Genomic DNA, 17,786 nt, shown 5'->3' on the forward strand with positions numbered 1-17,786 from the left:
GTCGCACGGCGACGGCAGGCGTCGCGGGTGGCGTGTCCTGCCGCGGATCAGAGAAAGAAGTAGTACGAACCCATGGCGCCCATGGTAACCGCGGGCGGGGCCCGGTGGGACGGACCGTTCGGCATACCTGGAACGGCGCGGCCTACTGGGGCGTCGCGCTCACGCGGATCAGCGTCTGCTGGCCTGTGGCGACCAGCGTGCGGACGCCGTCCGGCTGGACGCCGTACACCTCCAACCGGCACACGGTCAGGGTGCGTCCGGGCTTCAGTACGGTGCCGATCGCTTCGAGGTGGTGGCCGGCGGCGGGCGCGATGAGGTTGATCTTGTACTCGACGGTGAGGACTTCGGACGACTCGTCGGCCAGCGTGAGTGCCGCGTAGCCGCCGGCGCTGTCCGCGACGGCGCTGGTGGCGCCCGCGTGGACGTAGCCGTGTTGCTGGGTCACCTGGGGGGAGGCCGGGAGCACGATGTGCACGCGCCCGGGGCCGATGTGGGCGAGGCGCGCGCCGAGGTGGGCCATGAGTCCTTGCCGGTCGAAGCTGTCCTGGACGCGCTTGCGGACGGCGGGGCTCGCCTGGTCCTGCTGGGTCAGGTCTTCCACGTGCTCTCCTTCGGGGCCGTGTCGGGTGGGGCGGGGCGGGTTTCCTCAGCCGGCCAGGCTGTCCACCACCAGGAAGGCGCCGATGGCGATCATCATGGCACCGCTGACGCGGGTGACGGCACGGGCGGCCGAGGGCCGGGTTCCGAGGACCGTGCGGGCCAGGACGCCGACGGCGAGGTAGACGACGGTGCAGGCCGCCAGGTGCACGGTGCTGAGCAGTCCGGTCTGCGCGGCGACCGGCCAGCCGCCGGCCGGGTCCATGAACTGCGGGAACAGCGCGAAGTACAGCAGCAGCGCCTTCGGGTTGAGGCCGCTGATCCCGGCGCCCTTGACCATGACCTGCGTCCGGGAGGCACCCGAGCCCTCCGCCGCCGCGGGTACGGCCGGCTGCCGCAGGACACCCCACCCCAGCCACAGGAGGTAGCCGGCGCCCGCCACGGTCAGGGTGGTGAGCGCGGCCGGAGAGCTCGCCACGATCACCGCCAGGCCCGCGACGGCCGCCAGCGCGTAGGCGGCGTGTCCGGCGACCAGCCCCGCGACCGCCGGGACGATCGAGCGGTCCCGCAACCCGGCGGAGATCGCGTAGGCCCAGTCCGCGCCAGGAGTGAACACGAGGAGCAGGTCCACTGCCAGAAAGGCCACCAGTGTCGTCATGTCCATCGATCGGTCCCTCTCGCATGTCGTGCCATGGAGGGAACGCTAGGCCGGATCCGGCCGAAGGTGTTTGCGTCTTTACTCCATGATCGCGCGATACGAGGGAGAATCTTCGCCATGGATGCCCTGGACCGGAAGATTCTTACCGAGCTGCAATCGGACGGCCGTCTGACCGTCACCGAGCTGGCGGCGCGGGTGAAGCTCAGCGTCTCGCCCTGCCACCGTCGGCTGCGCGACCTCGAACGCGAGGGCGCGATCCGCGGCTACCGCGCCGTGGTCGACCCGGCCGCCGTGGGTCTGAACTTCGAAGCCCTTGTCTTCGCCACCCTGCGCTGGGAGACCCCCGACACCGTCATCGCCTTCGAGGAGGCCGTGGCCGCCGTTCCCCACGTGCTCCAGGCACAGCGCCTCTTCGGCGAACCCGACTACCTCCTGCGGGTCGCGGCGGCCGACCTGGCGGCATTCCAGGCGCTGTACGACCACCAGCTCGCCCGGCTGCCCGGGGTCCAGCGCCTGACTTCCACGCTCGTCATGAAGAACGTCGTCGACGACCGTCCCCTGCCGGAGAACTGACGCTCCCGAACCGCCGGGCGCCACAGGCGGACTCCGGGCGCCCCGTCACGGGTGCTGAGCCGTGGGGTCGCTCGTCGCGGCTTCCGGGCACGGCGCCGCGTTCCCGGCGGCCGGTGGCCGGTCCAGGACGAGCACGGCGACGTCGTCGCGGCGCACTCCGCCGGAGAACGTCTGCAGGTCGGCCTGGAGCGACTCCAGGACCTCGTCCGGCTCCTGCCCGGCCCATCGGGCGAGCCGCTCGTCCAACGGGTAGAAGACGCCCGCGGCATCCCGCGCCTCGGTCACCCCGTCGGTGAAGACCATGAGGGCGGCGCCCGGGGGAAAGCCGATCCACTCCGCGGTGCGCGCCTCGCCACCGAGCTCGGCCATCCCCAGGGGTACGGACGTCCGGTGCAGGGGAACCGCCGAAGCCGTCCCGTCGTGCAGCAGCCACGGCAGCAGGTGCCCGCAGTTCACCGCCTGCACCCGGTCGCCTCCGTCGAAACCCAGCAGCAGGGCGGTGACGAAGCGCTCGGCGTCACCGGTCTCGGCGGAGAAGGAGTTGTGCCGGACGACCGCGTCCTCGACCGCGTCGGCCACCGCGGTGAGCTCGGGCTCCCTCACCGCCGCCTCCCTGAACGCGCCGAGCGCGGCGAATCCGGTGCCGATCGCGGGCAGGCCCTTGCCCTGCACATCGCCGATGATCACCCGGGTCCCGTGGGGTGACTGCACGACCTCGTAGATGTCCCCGCCGACGAACCGGTCCTGCTCGATCGGCTCGTAGAAGCCGTGGGCACAGACCTGCCGCGTGACGATGGGGAGGGGCCGAAGGATCTGGCGCTGCAGCGCGACGGCGGCCGAGCGCAGCCGCGCCACCTCCATGGCGTGCCGGATGCGCGCGGCGCAGGCCACGATGCCCAGGGCACTGGCCAGCGCCGTGAAGCCGATGAGGAAGACCACGTCCCAGAAGGCCCCGGTGGAGGCGATCCGGGACCCGACGACGACCAGGGTGACCCATACCGCCACAGCGGTGGTCTGGCGGACCGTGCAGAAGACGGACGCCAGCGCGGGGAGCACGACCATGAGCGGGATCAGAGGGAGGTCGTTCCCGGTGAAGGTGTCGAGGAGGACCACCGCGACGGTCAGGAGGAGGAGCCACAGCGCGAGCGCCCAGCTCCCGATGCGGGCCTCGCCCGCCGCCGTCTCGGCCGGTTCCGCCCCGGGCAGCGGTGCCGTGCGCGCCGCAGACGGGCGCCGGAGTCCCAGGACCACGGCAGGCCTCCCGCATGTTCGTCGCTAACGCCCCACCTGTTCCAAGCTACCCGTCCCCCGGCCCGGGGTCCTGGCGTCGGCGTGCGGGTCCGTGCCCACCGGGGCGTCCGCCGGGACGAGCGCGGAGAGGAAGGAGGTCCTCCGGCGCAGGGTGAAGCCGAGGGACTCGTAGAGCCGGATGGCCGAGGTGTTCGACGCCGCCGCGTGGAGGAAGGGCGTCTCGCCCCGTTCCCTGATGCCGTGGGCGACGGCTCTGATGAGACGTGTCGCAAGCCCCTGACCGCGCACGGAACCGTCGGTGCACACGCCGCTGATCTCGGTCCAGCCGGGCGGGTGCAGCCTCTCGCCCGCCATCGCGACCAGTACGCCGGAGCGGCGGATGCCGAGGTAGGTGCCGAGCTCGACGGTGCGCGGGAGGAAGGGACCGGGGCGGGTGCGCTCGACCAGGTCCAGCATCTCGGGCACGTCGGCCGGTCCCAGAAGCAGCGCTTCCGGGTCGGGGGCGGCCTCCAGGGTGTCGTCGACCAGTTGGACGCCCTCGGCCTGGAAGACGATCTCCCAGTCGGCGGGCGGGGGCTCGCGGAAAGCGGTGAGGGTGACGGACGCACCCGGACCCGCGAGCGCGGCGACGTCGGCCCAGTCCCGGGCGTCGGGCTCGTCCGGCAGGGCGATCCAGGGGGTGACGTCGGGGCTGTAGCGCAGGATCCGGCCGCGCCGCTCGGCGAAGCGGGCGTGCGGACCGGTCAGTGACGCGCGGGCGGGGTTGTCCAGCGGGTGGGGCTCCCCGGTTCCGCCACCGGGGCCGGACCCTCGCGCCGGCGTGGGTCCGGTGGCCCCGTGCGACGGGTCCGCGGCCCGTGCGAGAGGCGGGTCCGTGCGCGGCGGCGACGGGTTCGTGGGCAGAGGGGTGACCTCGGGCATGGACTCTCTCACTCCGGTTGGATCGACGGCCGGGACACGGATGGAAGGCCGGTCCGCCCCGCGCGTATTCCCGGCCGGCCGTTCTGTTCACGAGCGTGCAATCAATGCGCCGGCCGGCCCCCTCCCCGTCGCCTCCCCTCGTCACGGCGAGCACCTGCCCGCCGGCCCCCCGTACCGCCCCCGGATGTCCTCCGCACGGAGCGGGCGGCCCGGCGCCGCCACGCGTGCGGCGAATCGTGCGCCACTGCGCGGGAACGGCCCCAACGGGCCTCGGCCTGTGGCACCCTGGACATGACCGCCCCACCGGGCTCCCCCGTACCGGTGGGGCGGTTCTGTGTGCTCCCGCACGCACGCGGCCCCGCCGCGGCGGCCCATGAGAGCGATGACGCCCGTTCTCAGCCAATGCCGCCGTCGATGTGGCTCAAATCTGCCTTCTCATGCATGAGTTGAGGAGTCCCGGGCAGGCGACCACACCTCGTGGCATCCAACCTGAGGAGCGTGACGGGATGACCGTGCACACTGCACAGACCGCCGGTGCGGAACGAGCAGGCGCACCGGACGGTCTCCCCTGGATCGAGGACGCCGGGCAGATCGCCCCGCGGGACGCGCGGAATCTGTCGAGGCTCTTCTTCGACCGGCTGCACCTGCTCGAGGAGGGCACTCCCGAGCACCAGTACGCCCGAAACGCCCTCATCGAGATGAACCTGTCGCTCGTGCGGTTCGCCGCCGGACGCTTCCGCAACCGGGGCAGCGGCGACATGGAGGACGTCGTCCAGGTCGGCACCATCGGTCTGATCAAGGCCATCGACCGCTTCGACCTCGCCCGTGAGGTCGAGTTCACCTCGTTCGCCGTGCCGTACATCGTCGGTGAGATCAAGCGCTTCTTCCGGGACAGCACCTGGTCCGTGCATGTGCCGCGGAGGCTTCAGGAGCTCCGGGTGGACCTCGCGAAGGCCAAGGAGAGGCTGGCGGCCGACCTCGACCGTGACCCCACGGTGCGGGAGCTCGCCGAGGATCTCGGTCTCGAGGAGACGGAGGTCACCGAGGGCATCGTCGCGGCCAACGGCTACACGGCCGGCTCACTCGACATGCCTGCCGACGCCGCGGAGCCGGCGGGCCGCGCCTCGGGCGCGCGCACCTACGCGGACGTGCTGGGCGAGCCCGACCCCGCGATGGAGGCGGTGGAGAACCTCCATGCGCTCGCCCCGCTGCTGGGCGGCCTCGACGCCCGGGAGCGCCGCATCATCGACATGCGGTTCGGCCAGGAGATGACGCAGGCCCAGATCGGCGAGGAGCTCGGCATCTCGCAGATGCACGTCTCCCGGCTGCTGAGCCGCATCCTCCGCACGCTGCGCGCCGGGATGTTCGTCCAGGACTGACCCGCCCACCACGCCCGGCCGGCCCGCGGTCCGCGGGCCGGCCGGGCGTGCTCTGTTGCGGCGGCATTGCAGCTTCGTGGCCACGTGGGCGAGCTGCTTCCGCACCGGCTCGGGCGGCCTCTACCGTCCGTAACCAGTACACCGCCGCCGCGTCGCCACCGTGCTCGCGCGGACATCCCCGAACGACCGTGCGAGGTATGACATGAGCCAGCCCGTCGACTCCGTCACCGCGGGGCACACTCCCGAGGACCACGACCGTCAGGACGCCGGGGCCGCATGGTCCTTCGAGACGAAGCAGATCCACTCCGGCGCGGCCCCCGATCCGACGACCGGCGCCCGTGCGGTACCGATCTACCAGTCGACGTCTTTCGTCTTCAAGGACACCAAGCACGCGGCCGGCCTGTTCTCGCTGGCCGAGCCCGGCAACATCTACACCCGGATCCACAACCCCACGCAGGACGTCCTCGAACAGCGGATCGCCGCTCTGGAGGGCGGAGTCGCCGCCGTCGCGCTCGCCTCCGGCCAGGCGGCCGAGACCCTCGCTCTCCTGACGCTGGCCGGCGCCGGGGACCACGTCGTCTCCTCGGCCTCCCTCTACGGCGGTACGTACAACCTCTTCCGGCACACGCTCCCCCGGTTCGGCATCGAGGTGTCGTTCGTGGAGGACCCGGACGACATCGAGGCGTGGCGGGCCGCGATCCGGCCGAACACCAAGGCGCTGTTCGCGGAGACGCTCGGCAATCCGCGCGGCGACGTCCTCGACGTCCGGAGCGTGGCGGACGCGGCGCACGCCGCGGGGCTTCCGCTGATCGTGGACAACACGGTGCCCACCCCCTACCTCCTGCGGCCACTGGAGCACGGGGCGGACATCGTGATCCACTCCGCGACGAAGTTCCTCGGCGGCCACGGCACCACGCTCGGCGGTGTCGTCGTCGACGGCGGCACGTTCGACTTCGGCGCGCACGCCGACCGCTTCCCGGACTTCCACACCCCCGACCCCAGCTACCACGGCCTGCGGTACTGGCCGGATCTCGGTCACGGCGCCTTCGCGGTGAAGCTGCGGGTCCAGCTGCTCCGCGACCTCGGACCCGCGCTCTCCCCGCACTCGGCCTTCCTGCTCCTCCAGGGCGTGGAGACGCTGAGCCTGCGCCTGGAGCGGCACACCTCCAACGCGCTGGCCCTCGCCCGCTGGCTGGAGGGCCGCGACGAGGTGTCGGCGGTGCACTACGCCGGCCTGGAGTCGAGCCCCTGGTACGAGACGGGCCGGCGCTACCTGCCGCGCGGCGCCGGAGCCGTGCTCGCCTTCGAGCTCCGCGACGGCGTGGAGGCCGGCAAGCGGTTCGTGGACGCCGTCGAGCTGTTCAGCCATCTCGCCAACATCGGCGATGTGCGCAGCCTGATCATCCACCCGGCGTCCACCACGCACAGTCAGCTGACCGAGGAGCAGCTCGCCGCCACGGGCGCCACCGCGGGGCTGGTGAGGCTCTCCGTCGGCCTGGAGAACGTGGACGACCTCAAGGCGGACCTGGAGGCAGGGTTCCGCGCCGCGAAGGCGGCGTCCTGAACCGGGTGGCCGCACCCCCCGCCCTCCCCCTCCCGCCGGCTGCCGGGGGCTGGCGGGAGGGGGACCCCGCCGGCCGCCGCTCGTGGGTGGCGCTCGACGGTCCGCTCCGGCTGGAGTCCGGCGCCACTCTGCCGGGTGTGCGTCTGGCCTACGAGACCTGGGGCCGGCTCGCGCCGGACGGCGGCAACGCCGTGCTGGTCCTGCACGCGCTGACCGGTGACAGCCACGTGGCGGGGCCCGCCGGGCCCGGCCACCCGTCGGCCGGCTGGTGGGACGCGCTGGTGGGACCCGGCCGGGCTCTGGACACGGACCGCTGGTACGTCGTGGCGCCGAACGTCCTGGGCGGGTGTCAGGGCAGCACCGGCCCCTCCTCCCGGCGGCCCGACGGCACCCCGTGGGGCGCGGACTTCCCGTACCTGACGGTCCGTGACCAGGTGGCGGCGGAGGCGCGGCTCGCGGACGCCCTGGGGATCGGCCGGTGGGCCGCGGTCATCGGTGGCTCGATGGGCGGCATGCGGGCGCTGGAATGGGCGGTCGGCCACCCCGGCCGTACGGGATCGCTGCTGGTGCTCGCCGCTCCCGCCGCCGCCTCGGCCGAACAGATCGCCTGGGGCAGCACGCAGATCGCCGCGATCCGCAACGACCCGGGGTGGCGGGGCGGCGGCTACCACGACGCGGCGCCCGGCGCGGGCCCGCATCTGGGGCTCGGGCTGGCCCGTCGGATCGCTCATGTCACCTATCGCAGCGAGGCGGAGCTGGCGGCGCGGTTCGCCCGGCGGACGCAGCCCGGCGAACCGCCCTCCCGGGGCGGGCGCTACCAGGTGGAGTCGTACCTCGACCACCACGCTGCCAAGCTCGTGCGCCGCTTCGACGCGGGCAGTTACGTGACGCTCACCGAGGCGATGAACGGACACGACGTGGGCCGTGGCCGCGGCTCCCTCGCGCGTGCGCTGCGCCGGGCGGACATGCCCGCACTCGTCGCGGGCAGCGATACCGACCGGCTCCACCCGCTGTCGCAACAGGCGGAGCTCGCCGCGCTGCTGCCCGGCTCCGACCGTCTCCGGATCATCGAGTCCCCGTACGGACACGACGGTTTCCTGATCGAGACCGGCCAGGTGGGCGATCTGGTACGGGAGTTGCTGCCGTCCCTCTGAGCCCGTTCCCTCCGTCCTCGGCCCCTTCCTCATCCCTGGAGCGCCCCTGTGAGTTCCCTGCCACCGTCCGAAGCCGCATACGACCTTTCGCGCCTTCGCCAATGGACCCGCGGCCGTGCGAGATCGGCCGGGATCGACCGCCGTGATCTGCTGAAGCTGGTCGCCGCGGCCTCGGCCGCCGCCCCGCTGATCCCGGCAGCCGCCACCCCCGCCCGCGCGGCGCAAGGGCTTCCGGGAGTGGTGAAACCTCTGCCTCCCGAGCTGTTCACGGTGCGCGGCACCAATGCCGAGACGAATTTCGCGGCGCTGCGGGACACCGGGCTGCTCACTCCCGCCGACCGCTTCTTCGTGCGCAACCACACCGCGACGCCGCTCGTCGACGCGGCGGAGTGGAAGCTGACGGTCTGGGGCAGCGGGCTGACCGGGGGTCCGGTGGACTTCTCGTACGCCGCGCTGCGCGCCCTGCCGTCCGTCACCCGTACCGCGTTCGTCGAATGCGCGGGCAACGGCCGGAGTTTCTTCGGCTCGCAACAGGGCCAGCAGGTCAGCGGCACCGCGTGGACCCTGGGCGCGATCGGGACGGCGCGCTGGCGCGGGGTACGGCTCGCCGATGTCCTGCGCCGGGCGGGCATCGGCCGGAACGCGGTCGACGTCCTGCCGCGCGGCCTGGACGCGGAGGTCGTCAGCGACGGGACGAACCTGGGCCGGGTGCGCAGACCGCTGCCGGTGGCGAAGGCGCTGGACGACGTGCTCCTCGCGTACGAGATGAACGGCGAGCCGCTGCCTCCGGACCACGGTGCCCCGGTCCGGCTGATCGTGCCGTCCTGGGTGGGCATAGCGAACATCAAGTGGGTCGGCGACATCGAGGTGAGCGCGGAGCCGTTGCTCAGTCCCTGGAACACGGGTCTGTACCGGCTGTTCGGCCCCGGGTACCCGCCCGAGGGCAGCGCGCCGCTGACCCGCCAGACGCTCAAGAGCGCGTTCGAGCTCGAACAGGGTGCCCCCTTCGCCGTCCACCGCAGGCATCTGCTCACCGGCCGGTCCTGGTCGGGCGGCGCGCCCGTGCGCTCGGTCGAGGTGAGCACCGACGGCGGACGGCGGTGGCGCCCGGCCCGGCTGCGGGACGAGCCCCGGTCCGGGAGCTGGGTCCGGTGGACGGCCGACTGGGTCCCGGAGGCGACGGGACCCGGTGTGCTGCTCGCACGGGCGACGGACCGGTCCGGCCGCACCCAGCCGGCCGCGACCGCGCACAACACGCAGGGCTACCTCTTCGACGCGGTGGTGAGGCACCCGGTCACCGTGGTCGGGCCGGCCGGGTCCTGAGCCCGGGGTCAGGCCGGGCTCGCGGAGCCTGTTCCGGGCGCATGCCCCTGGGCCGGGCGGCCGGCGTAGTACGTGGCGATCATGTCCTCGTCGCCGTGTCCGGCCGCCTCCGCCCGGGTGAACCGCTCGGCGGAGGCGGCGACCAGATCGAGCCTCACTCCCGCGGCCCCGGCCGCTTCGAGGATCAGCCGGGAGTCCTTGAGCGCGGTGGAGAGCGCGAAGCTCGGGCTGAGATCGCCCGAGAGCACCGCCGCGGACTTGCCCTGGAGATAGGGCGTGTCGAGGGGGCCGCCCTTCATGGCGTCCAGGAAGAGCTGCGGGTCGAGCCCGAGCCCTTCGGCGAGATTGAGGCACTCCGCCACGCCGTTGACCAGGTTGATCACCCAGGTGTTGGCGACGAGCTTGAGCCGGGTGGCGGCTCCCGGTTCCTCCCCGACCCATACGGTGCGCTGCCCGATGGCGTCCAGGACGGGCAGCACGGTGGCACGGGCAGCCGAGGGACCGGAGACGAACACGGTGAGTGTGCCCTGCTCGGCGGGCTGCCTGGTGCCGGAGAGCGGTGCGTCGAGGTAGACGAGCCCCAGGCCGGCGGCCCGGTGGACGAGGTCGGTGGTGGCGTCGAGGCCGACGGTGGAGCTCTGCAGCCAGACCTGGCCGGGGCGCAGCCCGGGGGTGGCGGCGGTGAGCGTCTGCGCCACGGACGGGCCGTCGTTCAGCGCGGTGAGGACCACATCGGCTCCGCGTACCGCTTCCTCGGCCGTGTCCGTCACGGTGGCGCCCCGGGCGGCCAGCGGCTCGGCCCTGGACCGCGTGCGGTTCCAGACCCGGACGGGGATCCGTTCCCTGAGCAGGCTGTGGGCCATCCCCGATCCCATGATCCCGGTACCGAGGACCGCGACGGTCGGGGTCCCGGGGGCGGCGTCGGCGGCGGATGCGGTGGTCATGGGGGTTCCCTTCGTCGGAGCGGGGCCGGTCTCGGGACCGGTGGGCTCAAGACTGCGGCAGCGCGCTCTCCAGGACGGCACGGTGCACGGCTCTGGCGAGTCGCGCGCCCCACCGCGAGCGCGGCCCGGCGAAGGGCTCTCCCGGCAGCCCTCCCGGGTCGGGCGCGGCGACGCACACCGCGTCCGTCGGCGTGCCGGAGCAGTCGAGTCCGGCGTCCAGGAGCGCCTGGACCTTCGCCTCGGTGGCGGTGGCCACCGCGTTGACCAGGGCGGCGTCGGAGAGTGCCACGGGGAGCAGGACGACGATGTTGACGGTGCCCGGTCGCGGCATGCCGTCGGTGCCCTCGGCCGGGACGGCGGCCCATCCCCGTACGCCGAGGCCGCTGGTGACGGTCGCGGTCACTCCTCCGTCGTCGGCGAGGGTGTACGCGGTGACGTCCGCTGCGGTCATCAGTCCGGCGCCCGGGCCGTCGAGCGCCTCGGCCGCCGCGATCTCCGCCAGGTGTCGGTCGGGGTCGAGGCGGGGGTACCCGCCGGGCACCTGGGCGTTCAGGATCCAGTCGCGCGGACCGATCCCGCCGCCGAGTACGGCGCTGCTGCACACCCGCCAGCCGGGGCCCAGCCGCCAGACGAGATGGTGCAGCCCGGCGCCGTTCTCCTGCCGGGAAAGCAGTTCGCCGCGCTGCCGGGGCAGCCGGATGCCTGCGGATCCGATGGCGCACCCCCGTGACAGGCCTGCCGACGGTCGGCAGGAGCGCGTCGATCATACGGGCGGGGCACCTGCGCACATCGGGCGCACCCGGGCGGGTGCTCACCCGAATGGCGTAACGCGTGTGGCGGGCCGATATCCGCGTGGAACGGGGCCACCACCCCTCCCCGGTGTCCTGGGCCCGCCGCCGCCCAGGGCGGGAGGTTGCAGCGTCCATCCGGGTGAGGCGCGATGGAATCCGGACGCGCCTCCCCTGCTGGACCCAACCGCAGGACGCGCCCGGGCGAGGAGGAATCGGCCATGGGAGCCGCTGACGGTTTCACGGATTCCGGAGAACTCGACGGTCTGACCGTCTACGACAGCGACGGAGAAAAGGCAGGCACGGTGGGGCGGGTGTACGTCGACGACGACACCGGCAAGCCCGACTGGATCACGGTCAAGACCGGCATGTTCGGCATGAAGGAGAGCTTCGTACCGCTTGCCGGAGCCCGCCGGGTGGGCTCGGACCTGCACGTCTCGCATCCGAAGGACCGCGTCAAGGACGCCCCTCGGGTGGACGCGGACGCGCACCTCTCCGTCTCGGAGGAGGAGGAGCTCTACCGGCACTACGGCATGACCAGGAAGGCCACCGGTAACACCGGTGCGGGCGGCGACGCGCGCACCACGTCCGGGACCGGAACGGGAGCCATGGGTGCCGCGGGTGCGGCCGGGGCAGCCGGTGCTGCCGGAACCGCCCGCACCACCTCGGCCGGCCAGGCGAAGGCCACCGGCAACACGGCCGGCATGGGCACCACCGGTGCCGGTGCGGGCAGGCACCGCGACATGGACACGTCCTCCACGTCGCGCCCGCTCGCGGGAGCCGGAGCCGAGCGGTCCGCCACGGGCGCCGGAGGCCGGGAGGAGATGATCCGGTCCGAGGAGCAGCTCCAGGTCGGCACGGAGGAGTACGAGAGCGGAAAGGCACGCCTGCACAAGTACGTCGTGACCGAGAACGTCACGCGGACGGTGCCCGTGTCCCACGAGGAGGTACGCGTGGTGCGCGAGCCTCTGCAGCCGGGTGAGAAGGGAGCAGGCACGAAGGGGCGGAGCGAACTCGGCGAGCAGGACGTCGAAGTCACCCTGCACGCCGAACGAGCCACCGTCCGCAAGGAGGCGGTCCCGGTGGAACGGGTCCGTCTCGAGACCAGCAAGGTCACCGAGCAGAAGGAAGTCTCCGCCGAGCTCCGCAAGGAGAAGATCGACTACGCGGACGGCAAGGACAGGGGCAGCGACAAGGACATGGGCGGCGAGTTCGGCCAGGGACGACGTCGCTGACCCCTCCCACAGCGGCGGAAGGCCGCGTGACAGTTGCGAGGGGCGGACCCGGGCGTTCACGGGCCCGCCCCTTCGTCACGCCCGGGGCGGGGGGTGGACGGCCCGGCCCGGCAGGAACCGTACCGACGGCCGCCCTTCCGGCCCGTCCGGTGTCACCACGGCGCGCACCCGGTAGACGTCCGCGAGGAGTTCCTCGGTGATGACCTCCGAGGGCGTTCCGGCGGCCACCACGCGGCCCTCCCTCATGACCGTGACCCGGTCGCAGAACATCGCGGCCAGATTGAGGTCGTGGAGCGCGACCACCGCGGTGACGGGAAGCGCGGCGACCAGGGACAGCAGCTCCAGCTGGTGCTGGATGTCCAGGTGGTTCGTCGGTTCGTCCAGCAGGAGTTCACGGGGCTGCTGGGCGAGGGCGCGGGCGATCTGGACCCGCTGGCGCTCACCCCCTGACAGGGTGTGCCAGGACTGTGCGGCGCGGTCCTGGAGTCCGGTGCGCGCCAACGCCTCGTGCACGGCGGCCTCGTCCTGGGGACCGGGCGCGGACCAGGCGCGCCGGTGCGGGATGCGGCCGAGGCGTACGACGTCCGACACGCTCAGATCGACCTGGGTGACCGCGTGCTGGTCGACGACGGCCACCCGGCGCGCCACTCCTCGCCGGCCGGTCTCGGCGAGTGTGCGGCCGTCGAGCGTGACGACTCCCGAGCCGGGGGTGAGCACGCCCGCCATCACCCGCAGCAGCGTGGTCTTCCCGGATCCGTTCGGTCCCAGGAGCCCGACCGTGGTGCCGGGCGGCGGTGCGATGCTCACCCCGTCCAGGACGATCCTCCCGCCGGCCTCCCGGCTGACCCGCGCGGCCCTCAGCCCGTCACCGGGAGTGCCGTTCCCTGGCCTCATGCGGCCCTCCGGGTGCGGTACAGGACCAGGACGAAGGCGGGCACCCCGATGAGGGAGGTGACCACGCCGACCGGCACCTCCTGCGGGTCGAGGACGGTCCTGGCCAGGGTGTCGACCCAGACCAGGAACACCGCGCCGGCGAGCGCGGTCACCGGCAGAAGCCTCATGTGCCCCGGCCCGGTGAGCGCGCGGGCGGCGTGCGGCAGGACGAGTCCGACGAACCCGATGGCGCCCGCCGAGCTGACGAGGGCGGCGGTCAGCAGCGCGGTGGTGCAGAGCAGCACGATCCGGGTGCGGGCCACGTGTACCCCGAGGGCCGCTGCGGCGTCCTGCCCGAAGGCGAAGGCGTCCAGGGTCCGGGCGTGACCGAGGCAGATCCCCAGGGTCACGGCGAGGACCGCGGAGCACATCCACACGTCGCTCCAGCCGGCCCCGCTCAGCGAGCCGAGGAGCCAGAAGAGCACGCCGCGGGTCTGCTCGGCGTCGGCGGCGGTCATCACGACGAAGGAGGTGAGCGCGGAGAAGAGCTGCATGGCGGCGACCCCGGAGAGGACGACCCGGTCGGTCGATCCGCCGAGTGTGTGGCTGAGCAGCAGGACGAGGGCGAACGAGCACAGCGCCCCGGCGAAGGCGCCGGCCGAGACCGACACCGCTCCCCCGCCGACGCCCAGGACGACGACCACGACCGCCCCGGTCGACGCCCCCGAGGAGACGCCGAGGACGAAGGGGTCGGCCAGCGGGTTGCGCAGCAGCGACTGCATCACCGTGCCGCACACCGCGAGTCCGGCCCCGCACACCGCGGCGAGCAGCGTGCGGGGCATGCGCAGGTTCCAGATGATGCCGTCCCGGATCGGGCTCAGCCGTGTCCCGCCGACGCCCAGGTGCGAGGCCACCGCTGACCAGACGTCCGGCACCGAGATGCGGGCGGGCCCGATCGTGACGGCGACCGCGACGGACAGGAGCAACAGGGCGGCCCCGGCGCTCCACAGGAGACCGCCTCCCAGGAACCGGGCCCCGCCGGCCGGCCGGACCGCGTGCGGCATCTCCGTGCCCGTGTCCGGGGCGTGCTCGGTCTTCGTCACCCCGCGAGTCCGAACGATCGCAGCCCCGCCGCGACGCGCTCCACGCCCTCCACGGTCCGGACGGTCGGGTTCATCGCCTGACCGCTGAGCAGGACGTACCTCTTGTGCCGGACGGCGTCCATGTTCCTCGTGGCGGGGTTGGACTCCAGGAACTCGATCTTCTTCTCGGCGCTCTCGGCCGTCTGCGACCTGCGGGTCAGGTCTCCGATGACCAGGACGTCGGGGTCGCGGTCGGCGACGGTCTCCCAGTTGATCTGTGGCCATTCCTCGCGCGTGTCGTCGAAGACGTTCTTCGCGCCGACCTCCCCGGTGATGATGCCGGGTGCCCCGCAGCAGCCCGCCATGTAGGGAGCCTCGGAGTTGGCGAACCAGTAGAGGAGGGTGGCGTCCGATGCGTCGATGCCCTCGGTCGCCCTGTCGACGCGGTCCCGGAGACTCGCGACCAGTTTCTCGCCGCGCTCCGGTACGCCGAACACCTTCGCCAGGTCGCGTACTTCGTCGTAGACGGGGCTCATGGTCAGAGGCTCGGTACGGGAGCCGTCGCTGCTGCCCGTGTTGTCCTTGCCCATGCAGTCCGAGGGCGCGAGGTACGTCGGCACGCCCAGCTCATCGAACCGGTCGCGGGACGCCACACCGCCCGTGCCGAGGGTGGATTCGAACGAGGCGCTGACGAAGTCGGGTTCCTCGGCGAGGACCTTCTCGGAGGAGGGCTGGTTCCCGGCGATGCGCGCCACCGCGGACTCGTCCTTCTCCAGGCCTTTCATCACCGGGTCGGTCCACGTCGCGGTGGCGGCGATCCGGTCGGCGAGGCCCAGGGAGAGCAGGATCTCCGTCGATCCCTGGTTGAGGGAGACGGCGCGACGCGGTGCCGCGTCGACGGTCACCGTCCGGCCGCAGTTCTCCAGCGTCACGGGGAAGCCTTCCGCGGAATCCTCCCGCGCGGCGCCGTCGGACGCGCCCCCGTCGGGGCCGCAGGCGGCCAGAAGGACAAGTCCCGTGATGAGCAGGGCTGTTCGGCGTACGGCACTGGCTATGGGCAGCACAGGGTCCCTCGGCGTCTCTGGGCTCATGCGCGGAGCCCGCTACGGAGTTCCGCTCCCCTTCCGGGAGCGGGTGCCAGCAGGTCTTCGGACTCGGGTTCGTCCGGACGGAGCGCCTTCCCGGTGCACCCGTGGGTGTCCCAGTGGCCGTGGCCCCGCCCGTCCCCCTCACCGCTGCGCGTCAGCTCCGGATTCGCACCGGATTCCCTGACTCCACGTGGAGTGTGACTGGCGTCTGCAAGCTATCACGCGTCGCGGCGACGGCTTCGGGAGCCGTCGCCGCGAGGACGGGACCGCCTCGGCCCCTCCGTGCCGGCCGCCCGTCAGGCGGTCAGCGCTCGGGGTGAACCGATTCGCCGCCGTCGACCGGCGGCCTCCCGCTCCGGCGGGCGAGGACGGATGTCGTGCCCCAGTAGGCCAGCAGGACCGCGCGCAGGCCCAGGATCTCCAGGCGCTCCGTCAGACGGCCGCACGCCGTCGGCGCCCTGCGTGCCGGGCTCATCGGGCGCCCGCCGGGGAGGCGTTCCAGGGGCCGGCGGGATCGTCGTACGCGTCCGCGTAGCCCGGTCCGGCGATCGGCCAGTCGGCGAGCAGTTCCTCGGGAAGGGCGAAGGAGTCCGCGAGATCCCGGGCGTGGGTGGCGACGGCCCCGATCAGCTCCTCCCTGCTCTCCGCCAGCGCGTCGACCTGATCGCTCCTCAGAAAACCCGCGGCCAGCAGATCGCCGCTGTTGCGGGCCACCCACTCGACGGCGAACAGCCGCTCCAGCTCGCCCAGCCGCTCTCTGGCTGCCCCCTCGGGCAGCGCGGCGCGGGCGTCGGCGTACGCCTCGGCCGCCTGCCGGTAGGCGTACGCCTCCACCCCGCGCAGAGCGGGGCCCGAGGCCGCGTTCCAGCGTCCGAGGGTGTCGGCGGCGGAGGTCCGCTGCGCGCGCTCCCTGGCACGGGCGAACCAGATGTCCTGGACCCCGGCGAGGAGCCGCCCCAGGAAGCGGGGGTCGGCCAGGTCACCGGGGTGCGGGTCCAGGTCCGGGCCGTCCTCGGCGCAGGGGCCGGCGGCGAAGAGCATGTCGGCCGCCGCCTTCGCGTACAGGGCGATGTTGTCGCCCTCCGCGGTGATGGCCCCTTCCACGCCCGTGACGAGTTCGGTCATGCCGTTGTTCTCCAGCAGCGCCTGCGCGCCGCAGCGTTCACGGCTCTCGACGATCACCTCGCGGGCGCGCCACGTGATCCACGCCTTGGCCACGTCGACGAGTCGCGCCGCGTCCGGCCGCCCCTCCTCGTCCGTACCGGCCTCCCATCGCTCCTGTGCCCTGCGGTACAGCAGGCTCATGGCGAAGACCATGGCCATGGCGGAGGCGAGGGGCCCGTGGTGGGTGCGGTGGGCGTTGACCGGCACCGGCGGGGCACCACGGGTCCCGGAGATCAGCCGGTGACCGCCGTAGCGCACGGCGACCGCCAGAGTGGCACGGGCCGAACCGGCCGCACAGGCGCTCATGGAGATGCGTCCGGGGGTGACCCGGCTGATCGAGGTCAGGAAACGCCGCCGCCTGTCCCCCGGCCCGGTACGGAACTCCCCCTGGTCCTCGCCCGGCTCACCGGATCCCAGCAGGGCGTCACGCCCGACGAACAGCCGGTCGAACGAGGTCAGGCAGTGGTCCACGGGGCTGCCCATCCGGGCCGGGAGCTGCCGAACCCTGACGCCGGGAAGGGGCCGTACGTCATCGGTGAGCGGCACCAGGAAGAGGCGGACGCCGTGGTCGCCGCCGTCGGCGACGAGGCGCGCGGCGACCAGTCCGGACTTGGCCCCGCCCGCCGGGCCGGTGTTGGGCATGAACTTCTGGGCGCCCGCGTTCGGGGTGTGCAGGACGAAGCCGTCCCGTTCACGGTCGTACGTCGCGGTGGTCTCCATGGCCGCCGCGTTGTTGCCGTGCGCCACCTCCGTACAGAGGAAGGTGCCGATGCGCCGCATGGCCAGATAGTCCGACAGGTCGCGGCGGCCGACGCAGTCGTGGTCGAGGAGGCTTCCGAGGAAGAGGTTGTAGTGGATGCCCGCCACGGTGGTCAGCGCGGGGTCCACCGGGCCGAGCCACGCGTGCAGGGCGTCGAGCGCGCGGGGGTCGGAGGCGAGGCGGGCCCCGCTGTCGAGGGAGCGGTTGAGGATCCGCAACCGCTCGTAGGCCAGTTCCAGTCGCTCGTCGGCCGTTCCGCCGGCCGGGCGGCGGAACGGTTCTGTACTGATCAGCCGCTGCCAGAACCCGTGTTCGCGGCGGAATTCCGGACCGAGGAGGACGCCGGTCAGCTGTTCGGCGGTGGACGGTGGGGCGGTGTCGGCAAGGGTCACGGTCATAACGAAATCAACGACCGTGGTGCGGGCGAGGACA

The 17,786-nt window shown here is 73.0% G+C and carries 17 protein-coding genes and 1 riboswitch; of the genes, 6 read left to right on the forward strand and 11 right to left on the reverse strand.

The annotated features are described in order from the left end of the window. Positions 1 to 142 precede the first annotated feature (142 nt). The gene (locus ACIRJR_RS15100) at positions 143 to 601 is read right to left on the reverse strand and encodes a PaaI family thioesterase (RefSeq protein ID WP_403779462.1); all 459 of its coding nucleotides are present in this window, start codon (positions 599 to 601) and stop codon (positions 143 to 145) included. A gap of 45 nt (positions 602 to 646) precedes the next feature. Continuing rightward, positions 647 to 1,261, reverse strand: a complete 615-nt coding sequence (locus tag ACIRJR_RS15105) for a LysE family translocator (protein ID WP_403779465.1) — start codon at positions 1,259 to 1,261, stop codon at positions 647 to 649. A gap of 111 nt (positions 1,262 to 1,372) precedes the next feature. On the opposite strand from ACIRJR_RS15105, the gene ACIRJR_RS15110 reads away from it, so the two are divergent. Continuing rightward, on the forward strand, positions 1,373 to 1,828 hold the full coding sequence (locus tag ACIRJR_RS15110) for an Lrp/AsnC family transcriptional regulator (RefSeq protein ID WP_403779468.1): 456 nt from the start codon (positions 1,373 to 1,375) through the stop codon (positions 1,826 to 1,828). Between the two features lie 45 nt (positions 1,829 to 1,873). Here ACIRJR_RS15110 and ACIRJR_RS15115 read toward each other — a convergent pair whose 3' ends face one another. Together ACIRJR_RS15115 and ACIRJR_RS15120 are read right to left on the reverse strand one after the other, a co-directional pair. Beyond that, entirely contained in the window at positions 1,874 to 3,079 is a 1,206-nt protein-coding gene (locus ACIRJR_RS15115; RefSeq protein WP_403779471.1) for a PP2C family protein-serine/threonine phosphatase, read from the reverse strand. A gap of 24 nt (positions 3,080 to 3,103) precedes the next feature. After that, the gene (locus ACIRJR_RS15120; RefSeq protein ID WP_403779474.1) at positions 3,104 to 4,000 is read right to left on the reverse strand and encodes a GNAT family N-acetyltransferase; all 897 of its coding nucleotides are present in this window, start codon (positions 3,998 to 4,000) and stop codon (positions 3,104 to 3,106) included. 506 nt (positions 4,001 to 4,506) lie between these two features. On the opposite strand from ACIRJR_RS15120, the gene ACIRJR_RS15125 reads away from it, so the two are divergent. The 4 genes from ACIRJR_RS15125 (at position 4,507) to ACIRJR_RS15140 (ending at position 9,420) form a co-directional block, all read left to right on the forward strand. After that, positions 4,507 to 5,379: a SigB/SigF/SigG family RNA polymerase sigma factor gene (locus ACIRJR_RS15125; RefSeq protein ID WP_403779477.1), complete on the forward strand. Its 873-nt coding sequence runs from the start codon at positions 4,507 to 4,509 to the stop codon at positions 5,377 to 5,379. 202 nt (positions 5,380 to 5,581) lie between these two features. After that, positions 5,582 to 6,943 (forward strand): bifunctional o-acetylhomoserine/o-acetylserine sulfhydrylase, encoded by a 1,362-nt coding sequence (locus ACIRJR_RS15130; RefSeq protein WP_403779480.1) that lies wholly within the window; start codon positions 5,582 to 5,584, stop codon positions 6,941 to 6,943. A gap of 5 nt (positions 6,944 to 6,948) precedes the next feature. After that, the gene (locus ACIRJR_RS15135; protein WP_403779483.1) at positions 6,949 to 8,097 is read left to right on the forward strand and encodes a homoserine O-acetyltransferase; all 1,149 of its coding nucleotides are present in this window, start codon (positions 6,949 to 6,951) and stop codon (positions 8,095 to 8,097) included. 48 nt (positions 8,098 to 8,145) lie between these two features. Then, positions 8,146 to 9,420 (forward strand): sulfite oxidase, encoded by a 1,275-nt coding sequence (locus tag ACIRJR_RS15140; RefSeq protein WP_403779486.1) that lies wholly within the window; start codon positions 8,146 to 8,148, stop codon positions 9,418 to 9,420. Between the two features lie 8 nt (positions 9,421 to 9,428). Here ACIRJR_RS15140 and ACIRJR_RS15145 read toward each other — a convergent pair whose 3' ends face one another. Both ACIRJR_RS15145 and ACIRJR_RS15150 read right to left on the reverse strand, forming a co-directional pair. Beyond that, positions 9,429 to 10,364, reverse strand: a complete 936-nt coding sequence (locus ACIRJR_RS15145) for an NAD(P)-dependent oxidoreductase (RefSeq protein WP_403779489.1) — start codon at positions 10,362 to 10,364, stop codon at positions 9,429 to 9,431. Between the two features lie 46 nt (positions 10,365 to 10,410). Further along, positions 10,411 to 11,037 carry an adenosylcobinamide amidohydrolase gene (locus ACIRJR_RS15150; protein WP_403780326.1) on the reverse strand — a complete coding sequence of 209 codons (627 nt, stop codon included), beginning with the start codon at positions 11,035 to 11,037 and terminating at the stop codon, positions 10,411 to 10,413. A 336-nt stretch (positions 11,038 to 11,373) separates the two neighbouring features. Between ACIRJR_RS15150 and ACIRJR_RS15155 the strand changes: the two genes are divergently transcribed. Further along, positions 11,374 to 12,387: a PRC and DUF2382 domain-containing protein gene (locus ACIRJR_RS15155; protein ID WP_403779492.1), complete on the forward strand. Its 1,014-nt coding sequence runs from the start codon at positions 11,374 to 11,376 to the stop codon at positions 12,385 to 12,387. A gap of 75 nt (positions 12,388 to 12,462) precedes the next feature. Here the strand turns inward: ACIRJR_RS15155 and ACIRJR_RS15160 are convergent, their stop codons facing one another. From ACIRJR_RS15160 to ACIRJR_RS15180, 5 genes are all read right to left on the reverse strand, one after another. Beyond that, positions 12,463 to 13,281, reverse strand: a complete 819-nt coding sequence (locus tag ACIRJR_RS15160) for an ABC transporter ATP-binding protein (RefSeq protein WP_403779495.1) — start codon at positions 13,279 to 13,281, stop codon at positions 12,463 to 12,465. Then, positions 13,278 to 14,324 carry a FecCD family ABC transporter permease gene (locus tag ACIRJR_RS15165; RefSeq protein ID WP_403780329.1) on the reverse strand — a complete coding sequence of 349 codons (1,047 nt, stop codon included), beginning with the start codon at positions 14,322 to 14,324 and terminating at the stop codon, positions 13,278 to 13,280. Before ACIRJR_RS15165 ends, ACIRJR_RS15160 begins: the two co-directional genes overlap by 4 nt. Positions 14,325 to 14,359: 35 nt before the next feature. After that, positions 14,360 to 15,433 carry an ABC transporter substrate-binding protein gene (locus tag ACIRJR_RS15170; protein WP_403779498.1) on the reverse strand — a complete coding sequence of 358 codons (1,074 nt, stop codon included), beginning with the start codon at positions 15,431 to 15,433 and terminating at the stop codon, positions 14,360 to 14,362. Positions 15,434 to 15,463: 30 nt separating this feature from the next. Further along, positions 15,464 to 15,651: riboswitch (cobalamin riboswitch) on the reverse strand. An 83-nt stretch (positions 15,652 to 15,734) separates the two neighbouring features. Next, complete coding sequence (locus tag ACIRJR_RS15175) at positions 15,735 to 15,905, reverse strand: hypothetical protein (protein WP_403779501.1); 171 nt, start codon at positions 15,903 to 15,905, stop codon at positions 15,735 to 15,737. Further along, positions 15,902 to 17,752, reverse strand: a complete 1,851-nt coding sequence (locus tag ACIRJR_RS15180) for an acyl-CoA dehydrogenase (RefSeq protein ID WP_403779503.1) — start codon at positions 17,750 to 17,752, stop codon at positions 15,902 to 15,904. The genes ACIRJR_RS15175 and ACIRJR_RS15180 overlap by 4 nt, the downstream gene beginning before the upstream one ends. Positions 17,753 to 17,786 lie beyond the last annotated feature (34 nt).

It is taken from the genome of Streptomyces sp. NPDC102402, from assembly GCF_044765765.1.
In the GTDB taxonomy this organism is placed as follows: domain Bacteria; phylum Actinomycetota; class Actinomycetes; order Streptomycetales; family Streptomycetaceae; genus Streptomyces.